We start from the raw sequence: 15,999 nt of genomic DNA, 5'->3' as shown, positions 1-15,999 counted from the left end.
CGGGTCAGCCGGCGGCCAGCCCGGCGATGCCGTCGTAGAGCAGCTTGAGCCCGGTCACCAGCAGCAGGCCGTAGCAGATCACGTAGAACATGCGGTCGCTGACCCGCTTGTGCAGCCAGATGCCGGACAGCATCGCCAGCGGCGCGATCGGCAGCAGCACGGCGGAGGTCGTCAGGTTGCCGAACGACAGCTGCCCCAGCAGGGCATAGGGGATCAGCTTCACGTAGTTGATGATGAAATAGAAGATGACCGTGGTGCCCTGGTACAGGGTCTTCGGCATCCGCTGCGGCAGCAGGTAGATGTTCACCGGCGGGCCGCCGGCATGGGCGATGAAGCTGGTGAAGCCGGCCACCGCGCTCCAGAAGCCGCCGCGCAAGGCCGCCGGGCGGGCCGGCGGGCGGTCGGGGTCGAAGATCCAGCGGCGCGCCACCTCGAAGGCGAAGAAGCCGACCGCCAGGGTGCCGACCAGGACCCGCACCATGTCGGCATCCAGATAGGCAAAGGTCAGGCCGCCGGCGGCGATGCCGGCGAGCGCGCCGGGCAGCATGATCCACATGTTCCGCCGGTCCCAGGTGCGGCGATAGGCCCAGACCGCCATCAGGTCCATGACGCAGAGGATCGGCAGCATGATCGCCGCGGCCTGCTGCGGCGCGATCACCAGCGCCATCAGCGGCACCGCCAGGGTGCCAAGCCCGCCGCCGAAGCCGCCCTTGGAGATGCCGGCGATCATCACCGCCAGCACCGCCAGGACATAGAACAGGGGATTGTCGATCATGCGGGCGCGGCGCCGAAGCCGTCGCGGATCGCCGCTTCCATCGCCGCGGCGATCCGGCCATCGGCCTGCGGGCTACGCAGCACGGCAAGCCGCGAGGCCGGCAAGGCCGGCCAGCCGTCGGCCGGGCCGAGCGCCTGCATGCCGGGCTCCAGGGTGGAGAGGCCCAGGATGCCGACCGCCATGCCCGACGAGATCGCCGCCTTCACCCCCCAGGCGCTTTCGCTGGTCAGCACGACATTGTGCGCCAGCCCGGCATCGGTCAGCGCGGCGAGCGCCAGGTCGCGCCACCAGCAGTCGCGGTCGAACAGGGCCAGCGGCACCGGCGGTGCCGGCGCCTTCGGCCAGTCGGCCGCCGCCGCCCAGACCATCGCCTCCTCGAACACCGGCTCGGCGGCTTCGTCGGGGGCGCAGGCATGGACGGCCAGGTCCAGGTCGCCGTCCCGGACGGCGCGCGGGAAGGTGGGGCTGAAGCCGCAGCGGACGGTCACCTCCACCTCCGGATGGCGGTCGGCGAAGCGGCGCAGGATGCGCTGCAGCATCGCGGTGCCGTAATCGTCCGGGATGCCGACCCGGATCGGTCCGGCCAGTGTGGTCCGGAACATGGCGCCGATCCGCTCCAGGTCGCGCAGCACGCGCTCCGCCGCCGGCAGCAGGCGCAGCCCGTCCGCCGTGAGGGTCATGCCCCGTGCCTCGCGCCGGAACAGCCGCGCGCCGAGCCGGCCCTCCAGGCGCCGCAGCTGCACGCTGACCGCCGACTGGGTGCGGCCCAGCCCTTCCGCGGCCCGGGTCAGGTTGCGGTGCTGCGCCACCGCCACGAATGCGCGCAACAGATCCGGCGACACGGCATAGCGTTCGATTTTCTGCATGCCTGGATCGTAACAATTCATTTGTGGTGATGGAAGATACCGGCAGATTGGCGGCATGAACCTCATCGCATTCACCAGGCCCCGCGGCCTGCCCGCACTGTCCCTGCCGCGCCCGCGCACGGCGCTGCGCCTTGCCGGCCTGGCCTGCCTGGCGGCAGGGGCAGCCGCCGCGCCCGACACGGCTTTCGCCGCCGCCGGATTCGCCCTGGACAGCCTCTGGTCCATCGCGCCGGCCATCGTCGCCGGCCTGCTGCTCAGCGCTGCAGCGACCGCCAGCGGCGTCAGCGCAGTCATCGCGCCGGCCTTCCGGGGCCGGCCGGTGCGGGCGGTGGTGCTGGCCGCCCTGGCCGGGGCGCTGGTGCCGGTCTGCGGCATCAGCGTGCTGCCCCTGGTCGCAGCGATGCTGGCGGCCGGCGTGCCGCTGGCCGCCGTCATGGCGTTCTGGCTGTCCTCCCCGGTCACCGATCCCGGCATGTTCGCCGTCACCGCCGCGACCCTGGGATTCGATTTCGCCGTGGGCAAGACGGCGGCCGCCTTCGCGGTCGGCCTCTACGGCGGGGGCGTGACAGCGGTCGTGGTTGGCCGCGGCCGGCTGCAGGTGCCGCTGCGCGACGACTGGCAGCGGGCGGCCGGCGGCGGCTGCCCGGCAGCGGATCGCTGCGGCACGGCCGGGCGGCTGGCCTGGCGGTTCTGGCGAGAGCCGGCGCGGCGGGCACAGTTCGCGCGCACCTTCCGCGACACAGCGCTGCTGATGCTGAAATGGCTGAGCCTGGCCTTCCTGGCGGAATACCTGATGCGCCACTTCCTGCCTGAAGGCTGGGTGAGCGGGCTGCTGAGCGACACAGACATCCTGGCGGTGCCGGCGGCCGCCCTGTTCGGCGCGCCGCTCTACCTGGAAGGCCATGCCGCCCTGCCGCTGGTGCGCGGAATGATGGATGCCGGGCTGCCGGCCGGCGCCGCCATGGCCCTGCTGGTCGCCGGCGGCATCACCAGCGCCTGGGCGGCCGTTCCGGTCTTCGCCCTGGTCCGTCTGCCGGTCTTCCTGCTCTATCTCGGCCTCGCCGTCACCGGCGCGATGATGGCCGGCTGGGGCGCCGGCGCGCTGCTGCCGTGAGCGGTATCGGACAGTCCCGCCGCGTCATCCCATGCCTTGAGCATGGGATCCATTCCGCCGGACCGGAAGCAGCCTCACAGTCCAACCAATTTCGCCGTCGTCCTCGGACCCAGAGTTCCGAGCCATTGGCCGAGGATCGCGGCAAGGCGGTGAAGTTGCGCGGCGTCCCTGTCCCGTCGTGCCCCTCGGGTCAAGCCCGAGGGCGACGGCAACAGGGAGGCGCGTCAAAGCAACAAGATATGTGAACCCCGTAGGGTCAGGCCCGGGGACGACGGCACATGACAGCGATCCGGCGGCTCAGAGCCCCAGCACCAGCTTCGCCAGGATGTTGTGCTGGACCTCGTTGGAGCCGGCATAGATCGAGGTCTTGCGCATATTGGCGTAGCGCGCGGCGACCCCGTCGGCATAGTCGGGGCCGATCGGCTCCTCGTTGGAGCCGAAATGCATCGGCGGGAAGGGGTTGGCCTGCAGGCCGACCGCGTCCAGCATCAGCTCCGTCACCGCCTGCTGCAGCTCCGAGCCGCGCAGCTTCATCTGCGAGCTTTCCGGGCCCATGTTCTGGCCGCCGGCGAGCTTCGACAGGATCCGCAGCTCGGTCATCTCCAGCGCCTCGATCTGGATCTCCAGCTGCGAGATGCGGCGGCGGAAGGTCTCGTCCTCGATCAGCGCGCCGGAACCGTCGGCGCGCTCGGCCGCGGCGATCGCCTTGATCTTGCGCAGGCCCCGCTTCAGGCCGCCGGCGTAAGGGTTGCCGCGCTCGAACTCCAGCAGGTACTTGGCATAGGTCCAGCCCTTGCCTTCCTCGCCGATGCGGTTCTCCTTCGGCACCTTCACGTCGGTGAAGAAGACCTGGTTGACCTCCTGGAAGCCCTTTTCCGGCAGGTCGACGGTGATGATCGGCTCCACCTGGATGCCGGGGGTCTTCATGTCGATCAGCAGGAAGGAGATGCCGTCCTGGCGCTTCGCCTCCTTCGAGGTCCGCACCAGGCAGAAGATCCAGTCCGCGTATTGCGCGACCGAGGTCCAGATTTTCGAGCCGTTGCAGAGATAATGGTCGCCCTTGTCCTCTGCCCGCATCTGCAGGGAGGCCAGGTCGGAGCCGGAACCGGGCTCGGAATAGCCCTGGCAGAAGATGATCTCGCTCTTCAGGATCGCCGGCAGGAACTGCTTCTTCTGCTCCTCGGAGCCGAACTTCATGATCACCGGCGCGACCATCCGCGGCCCGAAGGGGATCACGTGCGGCGCGCCGGCGGCGGCCATCTCGGTCTCGTAGATGAAGCGCTGGGTGGGGTCCCAGCCGGGGCCGCCATGCTCCTCCGGCCAGTTCGGCACCATCCAGCCCTTGTCATAGAGCCGCTTCTGCCAGCGGACATGGTCGTCCTTCGGCAGATAGCCGTGGCGGCTGCGGCGGGAATGCTCCCGCATCTCCTTGTCGAACGCCTCGTCGATGAAGGCGCGGACCTCGTCGCGGAAGGCGATGTCCTTCTCGGTGAACGCCAGATCCATGGCCTGTCCCTTCCCTCGTCCGTGCGGGGCGGCCGGCGCCCCGCAGATCATGGCCTCAAGCGTAAAGTATGCTGATCGTCTCAGCGACAAGCGCCGGGCGGTCCTGGCCGGCGATCGCGATGATGTTGCGGCCGGTGATCTTCACGCCATCGCCCTCCATGTCCTCGAAGTCCTGGAAGGTCAGCATCAGCCGCACCCGGCTGCCGGACGGCACCGTGTTGGTGAAGCGCACCTTGTTGGAGCCGTAGTTGATGCCGCGGCTGGTCTTGTTCACCTTCCACAGCTGCTGGCCCAGCATCGGCAGCAAGGACAGGGTCAGGAAGCCGTGGGCGATAGTCTTGCCGCCCGGCATCTCCTTCGCCGCCTTCTCCACGTCGACATGGATCCACTGGTGGTCGCCGGTGGCTTCCGCGAACTGGTTGATCCGCTCCTGGGTGATCTCCAGCCAGTCGCCGACCAGCTCCTCGCCCTTATGCGCCTTCAGGTCCTGCGGCGTCTCGACAACGAGCATGATGTTCTCCTCCCTCAATCTCCGGCAGAGGCTATAGCACCCAACCGGCCGGCTTGCGAAGCGCCGCCCCGACCGTCGTTCCCGGGCCTGACCCGGGAACCCATTCCGCCGGCAACGGGGCGCCGCTCGGCCTACGGAATGGATTCTCGCCTCAAGGGCGAGAATGACACTGGAGCAGTGGCGCCGTGCCTCAGCTGTCCCAGCGGCCGCTGCCCTTGGCCTTCTCCACCAGCAGGTCGGCGGGCTTCCAGGTCAGGTCGCCATGGACGGCCTGGAACTCCTGGATCCGGGCCAGCACCTTGTCCAGGCCGACTTCCTGCGCATAGAACATCGGCCCGCCGCGATAGACCGGGAAGCCGTAGCCGTTGCAGTAGATCACGTCGATATCGCTGGCGCGCAGCGCCATGCCCTCCTCCAGGCAGCGGGCGCCTTCGTTCACCAGGGCATAGACCAGGCGCTCGACGATTTCCTCGTCGCTGACCTGGCGCTGCTCGATGCCCAGTTCCTTCGCGGTGTCGCGGATCAGCTTCTCGATCTCCGGGTCCGGGACCGGGGTGCGGCTGCCTTCCTCGTACCTGTAGTAGCCGGCGCCGGTCTTCTGGCCGTGGCGGCCCATCTCGACGATCCTGTCGGCGACGGGGGAGTAGCGCATCGCCTTGTCGCGCTTCCCCTCGCGCGCCTTGCGCACCCGGTAGCCGACGTCGAGCCCGGCCAGGTCGCCCATCGCAAAGGGTCCCATCGCAAAACCGAACTCGTAGATCGCCTTGTCCACCTGGGACGGGGTCGCGCCTTCCTCCACCAGGAAGGCGGCCTCCCGGGTATAGGGATTCAGCATCCGGTTGCCGACGAAGCCGTCGCAATTGCCGACCAGCACGCTGACCTTGCGCAGCTTCTTGCCCAGGTCCATCGCGGTGGCGATCGTCTCCTTCGAGCTTTTCGCGCCGCGCACCACCTCCAGGAGCCGCATCACGTTGGCGGGGCTGAAGAAGTGGGTGCCGATCACCGCCTCCGGCCGCTTCGTGGCCGAGGCGATCTCGTCGATGTCCAGGGTCGAGGTGTTGGTGGCCAGGATGGCGCCGGGCTTCGCCACCCGGTCCAGCTCGCCGAACACCTTCTTCTTCAGCTCCATCTCCTCGAACACCGCCTCGACCACGACATCGGCCTTGCCCAGGTCGTCCATCGACTGGCTGCGGCCGATCAGGCCCAGCGCCTTGTCGGCCTGCGCCTGAGACATGCCGCCGCGCTTCACGGAATTGGCGTAGTTCTTCTCGATGATCGACAGGCCGCGCTCCAGCGCCTCCTGGCTGGAATCGAGGATCGTCACCGGGATGCCGGCATTGGCGAAGTTCATCGCGATGCCGCCGCCCATCGTGCCGGCGCCGATCACGCCGGCCGACGCGATCGGCTGCACCGGCGTGTCCTTCGGCACGTCGGGGATCTTCGCCACCTCGCGCTCGGCGAAGAAGGCATGGATCTGGCCCTTGCGCTGCGGCGAGTTCATGCACTGCTCGAACAGCTCGCGCTCGCGCTTCATGCCCTCGGCGAAGGGCAGGGTGCAGGCCGCCTCGATGCAGTCGATGCAGCGCCAGGGGGCGAAAAAGCCGCGGGCGCGCTTCTCGATCGACTTGCGGAACTCCGCAAACAGCTTCGGGTCGGTGCCCTTCACCTTGCTGTCGTCGGCGCTGATCACCGGATGCGGCCCCCCGGCCTTCGCCTTCGCCGCGGCGAAGGCCACGGCGCCGGCCTGCAGTTCGTCGACGATGGCGTCGACCACGCCGACCTCCACCGCCTTCCGGGCACGGATCGGGTTGCCGGAGACGATCATCTCCAGCGCCATCTGCGGCCCCACCACCCGCGGCAGCCGCTGCGTGCCGCCGGCACCGGGCAGAAGGCCGAGCTTCACCTCCGGCAGGCCGACCTGGCCGGAGTCCACCGCCACCCGGTAGTGGCAGGACAGGGCCACTTCCAGCCCGCCGCCCAGCGCGGTGCCGTGGATCGCGGCCACCACCGGCTTGGCACTGCCCTCGATCATGTCGAGGACCTCCAGGAGGCCCGGCTCCGCCATCGGCTTGCCGAATTCGCGGATATCGGCGCCGGCAATGAAGGTGCGGCCGTCGCCCAGGATCACCATCGCCTCGATCGCATCGTCGGCCGCGGCTGCGGAAACGCAGTCCTTCAGGCCCTGCCGGACCGCCTGGCTCAGCGCGTTGACCGGCGGGTTGCGCACCGTGATGACACCGACAGTGCCGTCGCGCTCAAGGGTCACGGCATCGGACATGGCTTCCTCCTCGTTCTCGACCGCTTCTGCATGCGGAAATGGCGCGGCCGGGCGTGGTGCGCCCGGCCGGCGTCAGGAAAGTTGCATGTACGGTGCTGGCAACCGGCCCGCCCGTCAACATGGCCGGCAGGGCCATGCGACAACGGGGCGGACCGGCGGGAGGAATCCGGCCGGCGGGAAGCTTCCGGGCCCGGCCTGCGGCGACCGGTCAGATCACCTGGAAGGCATAGAGGAGGAGCAGGACGGCCGCGGCCACGATGGTACCGAACACCAGGGCGTAGAGGTTCTCCCGGTGACGGTCTCCGGCACGGGCCTCCGTCTTGCTTTCCACGATCCGGGGCTCGTCGCGCTGTCCGCCGAAGCGGGTGTCGTCATTGCCGACGACGGCATTCCTGTCTGCCATCTTCGTTACTCCCACGTCTAACCGTCGCGCCGGTCCGCGGACCGGCAGCCCGGGACGGCGCATCAGGGAAACGGATGGGACGACCGGATTGTTCCGGTACGGCCCGGACCGGCGGGGCGGGATCAGGCCGGCGGCAGCTTCAGGTAGGGGCCGACATTGGCGACGATCTCCCGCGCATCGTAGGCGTTCGGATCGCCGCCCGGCGTGCGGCCGGGATAGACCAGGATCTCCGCCTGGGCGCTGTAGCGGGTGACCGGATAGGTGCTCGTGGTGGCGAAGGTCGGGCCGCCGCAGCCATAGCCCCAGCCGCGCCAGGCCGGGCCCCAGCCCCAGCGCGGACCCCAGCCCCAGCCGCCCCAACAATTGCCGTACGGTGGGCCGTAGAAAGTGGTGTTGTCGACGTAGCGGGTATTGGCCTCGGTGTCGCGCTGCACCAGGACGAAGAAGTCGTTGCCGGTCTGCAGGGTGATCTGGGCGGAGCGGTACAGCAGGTAGAGTTCGACATCCTCCTTCGGGGTCAGCGAATTGCCGTCGAACGCCACCAGGAAGCGGTTGTCCTCCAGCCGCCGGTCGGAAAAGCCGTAGCCGGTCCCCGCCGCCGGCTGGTAGGGCGTGGCCGTCGTGCAGGCGGCCAGCAGGGCGAGCCCGGCGGCGAGAAGCGCCGCCGGCAGCAGCCGCATGCGGCAAGGGGTCAGGAACTTGCGGAAAGGCATGACAGATGATCCTACGCGATACCCCACCGTCCCAACCTCTCACTATACCGGCCCGGCGCGGCGCGCCATAACCCATGACATCCGGCCCATGACATCCGGCCGGCCCCCTCCGCCGGCGTGGGGCGGCGATCACAGAGCTTCTGGACTAGCCGGTCCGCAATCCCCATATCCTGGTGCACCGATCGCGGTTGCATTCGATTGCGCCGCCCAGCCTGCGGCTCCCGGCCCCTTGCGCCGGCTGCCGGCCCGGGCCCAGCCAGGAGGAGGTCCCGATGGGCCGTCCCCGGTCATTCGACGAGGCCGACGTCCTGCAGCGGGCGATGGATTGTTTCTGGACGCGCGGCTACGAGGCCAGTTCGCTGGACGACCTCTGTGGGGCAATGGGGATCAGCCGCTCCAGTTTCTACCAGTGCTTCGGCAACAAGCACGACCTGCTGCTGGCGACCCTGGACCGCTATGGCGACGAGACCATGGAGCGGATGTGGGCGACCTTTGCCGCCGGCCGCAGCTTCCGGGACTCGCTGGCCGCCTTCCTCGACATGGCCGTCGCCGATGCGGGGGCGCCCTCATCCGGCCCGGACGGCATGCAGGGACGCGGCTGCTATCTGGGCAATTGCGCGGCGGAGCTGGCGGCTGTCGACGAAGAGGCCGCCGCCCGGCTGGACCGCACCTTCACCCGCATCGCCGACGCCTTTGCCCAGCAGATCCGCGCCGCGCAGGACCGCGGCGAGATCCCCGCGGAGCGCGACCCCGTGGCCCTGGCGCGCCTCCTGATGGCCGGCCTGCAGGGCCTGCGGCTGGTCGCAAAGACCCGCCCGGACCGGGCGGTCCTGGCTGACATCGCGAACGGCCTGCTGCAGGCTGTGCGCCAGCACTAGCCCCAGAACCAGATGAATCTCCGAGGGGGAGGCCGGATATGGCGATGAAGCTCTACGACCTGGCAGGCGCGAAGGACGACCACCGCTTCAGCCCCTATTGCTGGCGGGTGCGGATGGCACTCGCCCATAAGTCGCTGGAGGTCGAGACCCTGCCCTGGCGCTTTACCGAGAAAGAGGCGATCGCCTTTTCCGGCCAGGACAAGGTGCCGGTCCTGGTCGATGGCGAGAAGAGCGTGCACGACAGCTGGGACATCGCCGAATATCTGGACGAGACCTATCCCCAGAAGCCGCTGTTCGACAGCGCGCAGGCGCGCGGCCAGGGCATGCTGGTGAAGCAGTGGGTGGAAACCCAGGTGAACCCGGTGATCGGCCGGATCATCCTGGTCGACCTGTTCGGCATGATCCACGACAAGGACAAGGCCTATTTCAAGGAGAGCCGGGAAAAGCGCTTCGGCATGGCGCTGGAGGCGCTCTGCGCCGACCGCCCGGCGCAGATCGAGGCGCTGGACCGCGCCCTGGTGCCGCTGCGCAACACCCTGAAGATCCAGCCCTATATCGCCGGCGCGGCACCGAACTACGCCGACTACATCGTCTTCGGCAGCCTGCAATGGGCACGCACCTCCGCCCCCGTCGAGGTGCTGCCGGACGAGGACGACCCGGTCCGCGCCTGGCGTGACCGTCTGCTCGACATGTATGACGGCCTCGCCCGCGACGCCTGGATGCCGGAGGCGGCGTGACCTCCCGAGGCCACGCAATCGCCTGACCTGATGTCCAGGTTTTCCCGCCGGGCATCCAGAACCGCGCCGCAGTCCGGCGCCCGTTCTTGCCTGCCGGTGCGCCATTGCGCTGTGATGCCCGACAGGCGGCGCGCGGTGGCCGAACGCTGAACGGCCCCCCGCCGGCATCTTTCTCGACCGTGCGCCAGGGGGGCAACAGGATGACATTTCGGATTCGGCCCGTCCGGCGGGCATCGGCGGCGGCTTGTGCCGCCTTCATGCTGGCCGGCCTGGGCCAGGGCGCCGCCGGGACCGGGACCGCGCGGGCCCAGAGTTTCCAGGAGCTGGGGCCGGCCCCCTTCTCCACCAGCGCTGAGACCCGGGCGTCGCAAGGCTGGACGGAATCCGCAGGCGCGGCACGGATCGTCGTGCCGCATCCCACCGATTCCACGATCCTCTATGCCGGCGCCGCCAATGGCGGCATCTGGCGCTCCGATACCGGCGGCAACAGCTGGACCCCGCTCACCGACCGCCAGTCATCGCTGTCCATCGGCGGCCTTGCCATGAATGGCTCGGACCCCGATCACCTGGTCGCCGGCATCGGCCGCTTCAGCACCGCGGGCGGCCAGGGCGGCGCGCTGACCGGCCTGCTGGAAACGCGCGACGGCGGCGCCAGCTGGAGCGGCATCCCGCTGCAGGAGCTGGGGCTGTCCGCCGCCCAGGAGACCGGCATCTCGTCGGTCGTCTTCTCCGGCTCCACCGTGCTGGCCGGCGGCGTCTACCAGACCACCGACGGTACCGCCTATTCGGCGACCGGCGGGCTTTTCCGGCGGACCGAGGGCGGCAGCTTCGCCCCGGTCGGCGTCGACCTGGAAACGGCACGCACCGACCCGTCCAAGCCCCTGGCCCGGGTGGCGCCCGTCTCCTCCCTGGCGGTCGACCCGGTGACCAGCAGCACCGTCTATGCCGGCGTGAACAACGGCGGCACGCTGAACGGCATCTACCGCTCCACCGACGCCGGCGCGACCTGGACCCGCGAGACCGACACTCTGCCCGAAAGCACCCTGTCCGGCATCGTCCACCAGGCCGCCAATACCCGGGTGACCGTCGGGCCGGACGGCGCAGCCTATGCCCTGATCGCGATCCCGGGCGGCCGCGGCGAGCGGATCTCGCTGGGCCTGCGCCGGGACCCGGCCACCGGCACCTGGACGGAAATCGACATCCCGGAGCAGTTCGCCAGCACCAACCAGGCCGACCCGCACATGGCGATCGCGGTCAATCCCGACGATCCGGACATCCTCTATGCCGCCGGCGACCCGGACAGCTTCTGGCGCGGCACCCGCGACCCGGCGACGGGCGAAATCACCTGGGTCTCCGGAATCTCCGCCCAGCTGGGGCAGCCGCATGTGGACTATCGCAGCATCGTCTTCGATGCGGCGGGCCGGATGATCGTCGGCACCGATGGCGGCGTCTACGCCACCGACAGCCCGACCGAGACCGCCGCCTGGTATTCCCTGGACCGGGGGTTCGGCACCGCGGAATTCTACCGGGTCGCCTGGAACCCGATCAGCCATACGGCGGCCGGCGCCGCCCAGGACAATGGCGTCTTCCTGCAGGACAGCCCGGGCAATGCGGTCTGGAGCGGCATCAACGACCTGGGCGACGGCGTCAATGTCGCCGTCAACGGCCTGACCAAGGCCGCCGCCGGGCAGGCGATCGTCTATTCCACCACGCAGTCGCTGGGCAGCGGCAATCTCGACACCGACATCCGCCGGCAGATCTTCGACAGCGGCAATGCGCAGGTGGGTGTCACCACCCTGATCGACCTGGACGGGATCACGATCGACAACAGCCGGTCGATTCCCTTCGACTCGCCGATCACCCTCAACCGGAGCGATCCCACGCGGATCGCTGTCGGCACGACCGGTGTCTACGTCTTCACCGACGATCCGAACGATCCGGGCGAATATGTGCCTCAGCTGGACGCCTATGTCGGCGTCCTGGAGAGCGACGACTACCGCACCCTGACCTCGGAGAGCGGCGTCACCTTTTCCGGCGTCGCGGCGGCGATGGACTTCGGCACGACGACGGCCGCCGGCACCAACACCCTGCTGATCGGCACCTATGGCGACCGCATCGACCCGGATTCCTCCGGCGGCCTCTACTACATCGCCGATGCCACCGATCCCGACGACCGGCTGATCCGCCTGCCGCTGACCCAGTCGATCGAGGCGGTGAAGGCGGTGGAGCTCGACCCCGGCGTCGACAACCAGTTCTTCGCCGCCAGCGACAATTCGATCTACCGCTTCACCGCGGCGAACTGCCCGGTCGGCGGGGCGAGCTGCTCGCCGTCGGACATGGCCGACGGACTGCCGGACAGTTTTCGCGATCCGCGATCCCTGGAAGTGGTCGATGCCAACGGCGTCCGCGCCCTGCTGGCCGGCGGCTTCAGCGCAGCCGCGCCGGTCGACGGCGGTTCCAACCTCTATGCCGTGCTGGACGACAGCACCGGCACCTGGGCCAGCACCGCCTGGTCGGCGATCAACGGCACACTGCCGAACGCGCCGATCTGGAGCCTGGAATATGCCGACGCCGACGACGTCCTGCTGATCGGCACCCTGGGCCGCGGTGCCTTCGCCCTCTATGACGCCAGCACGACCCTGTTCCCGACCCAGGTCGCGGAACTCCGCTTCGGCATGGCGGACAACGACTCCGCGCCCTCGGCGTCGATCCTCACCGACGGCTCGACCGGCGCCGCCCGGCTGCTGCGCAAATCGGGCTCCGGCACCCTCACCCTCAGCGGCGCCGCCAGCTATTCCGGCGGCACCTACCTGGACGGCGGCACGATCAGCGTCAGCGACGACGCGGCCCTGGGCGCCTCTTCCGGCGGTCTGGTGTTCAACGGCGGCACCCTCCTGACGACCGCCCCCTTCGCCTCGGCGCGTGCGATCACCGTCAATGCCGGCGGCGGCACCATCAACACCCTGGGCCTGACGACCCTCAGCGGCACCCTGTCCGGTGCCGGCACCTTCACCAAGACCGGTGCCTCGACCCTGCGCCTGACGGGCAATGCGGCCAATAGCGGCGGCGCCACGATTGCCGCCGGCCTGCTTCAGGTCGACGGCAGCCTGACCGGCAATGTCGCGGTCGGCGCCGGGGCCACCCTGGGCGGCACTGGCAGCATCACGGGCACGGTCAGCAATGCCGGCACCGTGGCGCCCGGCGCCTCGATCGGCACCCTGACCGTCAACGGCGATTTCCTGATGACCGACAACAGCCTGCTGTCGATGGAGATCGACCAGAGTTCGGCCGACCAGCTGATCGTCAACGGCACGGCCAGCCTGGACGGCAGCCTGGAACTCGACGTGCCCGACGGGACGAAGCTGGGCGGCCAGAGCTTCAGCCTGATCACCGCCACACGGGTGACCGGCGCCTTCGATGAGGTGATCGGCCTGTCGCCCTTCCTGGAGGCCGATTTCGTCAATACCGGGACCAGCCTGCAGACGAGCTTCGTGCGCAACTTCGCCGCCCCGGCAGCGAACGCCAACCAGGTGTCGGTGGGCACCGCCCTGAACAGCAGCTATGCCCTGACCGCCCAGGGCGACCTGGACCAGGTCTTCACCGCGCTGGACCAGACCGCCGGCGGTGCGCCGGCGCAGAACGCCCTGACCCAGCTGTCCGGCCAGTCGCTGGGCGACATGACGACGGCCTCGGCCAACATGTCGGGCCTGCTCGCCCGCGGCATGCAGGGGCGGCTCGCCCGGCTGCGCTCGGGCAACGCGCAGGCCGCCGGCGCGGTGACCGCCCTGTCGCTCGGCGACAGCGACGAGGCAGGGCTGACCGGGACCGGTGCCGCGCTGGCCGCCCAGAGCGGGACGGGCCTGGCCGCAGGGGATGCGCCCGGCCCGGCCGCCGCGCGCGCAAGCTCGGCCTGGGCGCGGGCCATCGGCCATCGCGGCCATGTCTCTTCCGACGGCAACGGCACAGGCTATGACACGGACCTGGGCGGCCTGCAGATCGGTATCGACCGGGTGATCGACGGCCGCTTCGTGGTCGGACTGTCGCTCGCCTATCTGCGCAGCGACCTTTCCGCCAAGCAGGTGACCGCGGACACGGACGGCGATACCTATCAGGTTGGCATCTATGGCGCCGCGGATCTGGGGCCGGTCGACCTGGACCTGACCGCCGCCTATGCCCGCACCGACTGGCGCACCAGCCGCAGCCTCAGCTTCGGCGGCCTGAGCCGGACCGCCACCGCCGGCCCCACCAGCAACGACATCGCGGTGACAGCAAGGGTCGGCCGCGACCTGTCGGCCGGCCGCTTCACCCTGACCCCGCAGGCCGGCCTGGACTGGTACCGGCTGGACCGCTCCGGCTTCACCGAGAGCGGTGCCGGCGCGGCCAACCTGGAGGTGCAGTCCAGCAGCGGCAATGTGGTGAAGTCCTGGCTGGGCGCGCGCGCCGCCACCCGTTTCGACCTGGATGGGTCATTCGCGCTGCGGCCGGAACTGCGCGGCGCCTGGACCCACGACCTGGTCGGCGAGGATCCGCAGGTCAGCGCCACCCTGGCCGGCGCACCGGGCGCGCCCTTCACCGTGACCGCCGCGGAACCCGGGCGCGACGCGGCGGTGCTGGGGATCAACCTGACCGGCCAGGGCCTGGCCGGCGCCGCCAGCGGCCTGCAGCTGTTCGCCGACTACGAACTGCAGGCCGCCGCGCGGGAGCGGGACCATACGGTGACCCTGGGCCTGCGCTACGCCTTCTGAAAGCGCCCCCCGGACCGGCAGCCGTAGGTCGGCCGGCGGTCCGGCCGGGGGCAGTCGTCGAGCGCGGCCTGCATTTCCCCGTCTATGCAGCGCTTCTCCACTCCGCATCCGGCGAGGACAAGGCGCGGTTGTCGGACTTTCGGCGAACCTGTCTGGAAGCCGGTTGCGGCCTTGCACCCCACCGGCACGGGTCAAAGACTTGCGTAACTATTTGTCAATCGCAGGGGATTATCAGGAGGAGCATGCCCGGCGCCACTGGCCGCCCAGCAATCCGGGGGTTCTGCAATGATCGAGAAACCTGCGGCGTCCCCGTCGCGCAAGACCGCTACCGCGGCCCGCCGCGGCCGCTCGCCCGTCCCTGCATGCGTTGCGGCGATCCTGCTGCTTGGCTTCGCCTGGACGATCCGGCCGGCGCTGGCCGAGCCGCCGCCGACCCGCCTGACATTCGCCAGTACCTTTCCGGGCGACATGAAGCTGATCGGGACGGGCGCGCAGGAACTGGCGGACAGGATCTCCCGCGCCACCGCCGGGCAGCTGCTGCTGGAATTCCACGAGCCGGGCAGCCTGGTGCCGGCGGCCGAAACGCTGGAGGCGGTGTCCAGCGGCGCGATCGACGCCGGCTGGGGCGGCGCCGGCTGGTTCAACACCGTCGACAGCGCCTTCAACATGTTCTCCGCCATGCCCTTCGGGCCGGGCATGGGCGAGTACCTGGCCTGGATGTACCACGGCGGCGGGCTGGACATGGCGCGGGAGATGTTCGCCCGGCACAACATCCACAACATTCCCTGCGCCGTGATCCCGCCCGAGGCCTCCGGCTGGTTCCGCAAGGAGATCGCGACGATCCAGGACCTGCGCGGCCTGCGCATGCGGTTCTTCGGCCTGGGTGCGAAGGTGATGGAGCGGCTGGGCGTGACCACATTGCAGCTGCCGCCCGGCGACGTGCTGGCCGCCCTGCAGCGCGACGAGATCGACGCCGCCGAGTTCTCGCTGCCGCAGATGGACCAGGATCTCGGCTTCCAGGGCACCGCCCGGTACTACTATTTCCCGGGCTGGCACCAGCAGGCGACTTTCTTCGACCTCTACATCAATTCCGCCGTCTGGGCGGCGCTGCCGGACCCGCAGAAGGCGATCGTCGAACTCGCCTGCGGCGACATGATCCGGCACACCATCGCCGCCGGCGAGGCCGCGCAGTGGCGGGCGATGCGCGAGATGCAGGCCGCCGGGGTGCAGATCCGCCGCTGGCCGCCGGAGATCATCGCCGCGATGGAGAGCGCCTGGAACGAGGTGGCGGAGGAGGAGGCCCGCCGCAACCCGACCTTCCGCCGGGTCTACGATTCCTACATGGCGTTCCGGCGGGACTATGCCATCTGGCATGACCACGCCTATCTGAAATGACCAGGATCCCGGCAGGACACGGGGACGAAACCGGTACGGCCGCCCCCCGCCTTCCGTCCGCCGGGCGCCCGGTCCGGG

General features: G+C 69.7%; 12 protein-coding genes. 5 read left to right on the top strand and 7 right to left on the bottom strand.

Annotated elements, in window-relative coordinates:
• Nucleotides 1-4: 4 nt before the first annotated feature.
• Nucleotides 5-775: a sulfite exporter TauE/SafE family protein gene (locus tag ACFOGJ_RS16705; RefSeq protein WP_379902424.1), complete on the bottom strand. Its 771-nt coding sequence runs from the start codon at nucleotides 773-775 to the stop codon at nucleotides 5-7.
• Complete coding sequence (locus tag ACFOGJ_RS16700; protein WP_379902422.1) at nucleotides 772-1,641, bottom strand: LysR family transcriptional regulator; 870 nt, start codon at nucleotides 1,639-1,641, stop codon at nucleotides 772-774. Before ACFOGJ_RS16700 ends, ACFOGJ_RS16705 begins: the two co-directional genes overlap by 4 nt.
• Nucleotides 1,642-1,696: 55 nt before the next feature.
• Here ACFOGJ_RS16700 and ACFOGJ_RS16695 point away from each other — a divergent pair, with 55 nt between their 5' ends.
• Complete coding sequence (locus tag ACFOGJ_RS16695) at nucleotides 1,697-2,755, top strand: permease (protein WP_379902420.1); 1,059 nt, start codon at nucleotides 1,697-1,699, stop codon at nucleotides 2,753-2,755.
• A 297-nt stretch (nucleotides 2,756-3,052) separates the two neighbouring features.
• Here the strand turns inward: ACFOGJ_RS16695 and ACFOGJ_RS16690 are convergent, their stop codons facing one another.
• The 5 genes from ACFOGJ_RS16690 to ACFOGJ_RS16670 form a co-directional block, all read right to left on the bottom strand.
• Complete coding sequence (locus tag ACFOGJ_RS16690; protein WP_379902418.1) at nucleotides 3,053-4,261, bottom strand: acyl-CoA dehydrogenase family protein; 1,209 nt, start codon at nucleotides 4,259-4,261, stop codon at nucleotides 3,053-3,055.
• A gap of 55 nt (nucleotides 4,262-4,316) precedes the next feature.
• Entirely contained in the window at nucleotides 4,317-4,772 is a 456-nt protein-coding gene (locus ACFOGJ_RS16685; RefSeq protein ID WP_379902417.1) for a MaoC family dehydratase, read from the bottom strand.
• Nucleotides 4,773-4,962: 190 nt separating this feature from the next.
• Complete coding sequence (locus tag ACFOGJ_RS16680) at nucleotides 4,963-7,050, bottom strand: 3-hydroxyacyl-CoA dehydrogenase NAD-binding domain-containing protein (protein ID WP_379902415.1); 2,088 nt, start codon at nucleotides 7,048-7,050, stop codon at nucleotides 4,963-4,965.
• A 208-nt stretch (nucleotides 7,051-7,258) separates the two neighbouring features.
• A complete protein-coding gene (locus ACFOGJ_RS16675; protein ID WP_379902412.1) occupies nucleotides 7,259-7,453 on the bottom strand; it encodes a hypothetical protein in 195 nt (64 codons plus the stop codon).
• A 122-nt stretch (nucleotides 7,454-7,575) separates the two neighbouring features.
• On the bottom strand, nucleotides 7,576-8,166 hold the full coding sequence (locus tag ACFOGJ_RS16670) for a CC0125/CC1285 family lipoprotein (protein WP_379902410.1): 591 nt from the start codon (nucleotides 8,164-8,166) through the stop codon (nucleotides 7,576-7,578).
• 272 nt (nucleotides 8,167-8,438) lie between these two features.
• Between ACFOGJ_RS16670 and ACFOGJ_RS16665 the strand changes: the two genes are divergently transcribed.
• The 4 genes from ACFOGJ_RS16665 to ACFOGJ_RS16650 all read left to right on the top strand — a co-directional run bounded on the left by ACFOGJ_RS16665 (nucleotide 8,439) and on the right by ACFOGJ_RS16650 (nucleotide 15,921).
• Complete coding sequence (locus tag ACFOGJ_RS16665) at nucleotides 8,439-9,044, top strand: TetR/AcrR family transcriptional regulator (RefSeq protein WP_379902408.1); 606 nt, start codon at nucleotides 8,439-8,441, stop codon at nucleotides 9,042-9,044.
• A 38-nt stretch (nucleotides 9,045-9,082) separates the two neighbouring features.
• Nucleotides 9,083-9,781 (top strand): glutathione S-transferase family protein, encoded by a 699-nt coding sequence (locus tag ACFOGJ_RS16660; RefSeq protein WP_379902405.1) that lies wholly within the window; start codon nucleotides 9,083-9,085, stop codon nucleotides 9,779-9,781.
• 200 nt (nucleotides 9,782-9,981) lie between these two features.
• Nucleotides 9,982-14,526, top strand: a complete 4,545-nt coding sequence (locus ACFOGJ_RS16655; protein WP_379902403.1) for an autotransporter domain-containing protein — start codon at nucleotides 9,982-9,984, stop codon at nucleotides 14,524-14,526.
• A gap of 285 nt (nucleotides 14,527-14,811) precedes the next feature.
• Nucleotides 14,812-15,921 (top strand): TRAP transporter substrate-binding protein, encoded by a 1,110-nt coding sequence (locus ACFOGJ_RS16650; protein WP_379902401.1) that lies wholly within the window; start codon nucleotides 14,812-14,814, stop codon nucleotides 15,919-15,921.
• The last annotated feature ends 78 nt before the right edge of the window (nucleotides 15,922-15,999 follow it).

Source organism: Marinibaculum pumilum (assembly GCF_042646425.1).
Lineage (GTDB): Bacteria > Pseudomonadota > Alphaproteobacteria > Ferrovibrionales > Ferrovibrionaceae > Marinibaculum > Marinibaculum pumilum.
This window is presented reverse-complemented; position numbering and strand designations above follow the sequence as displayed.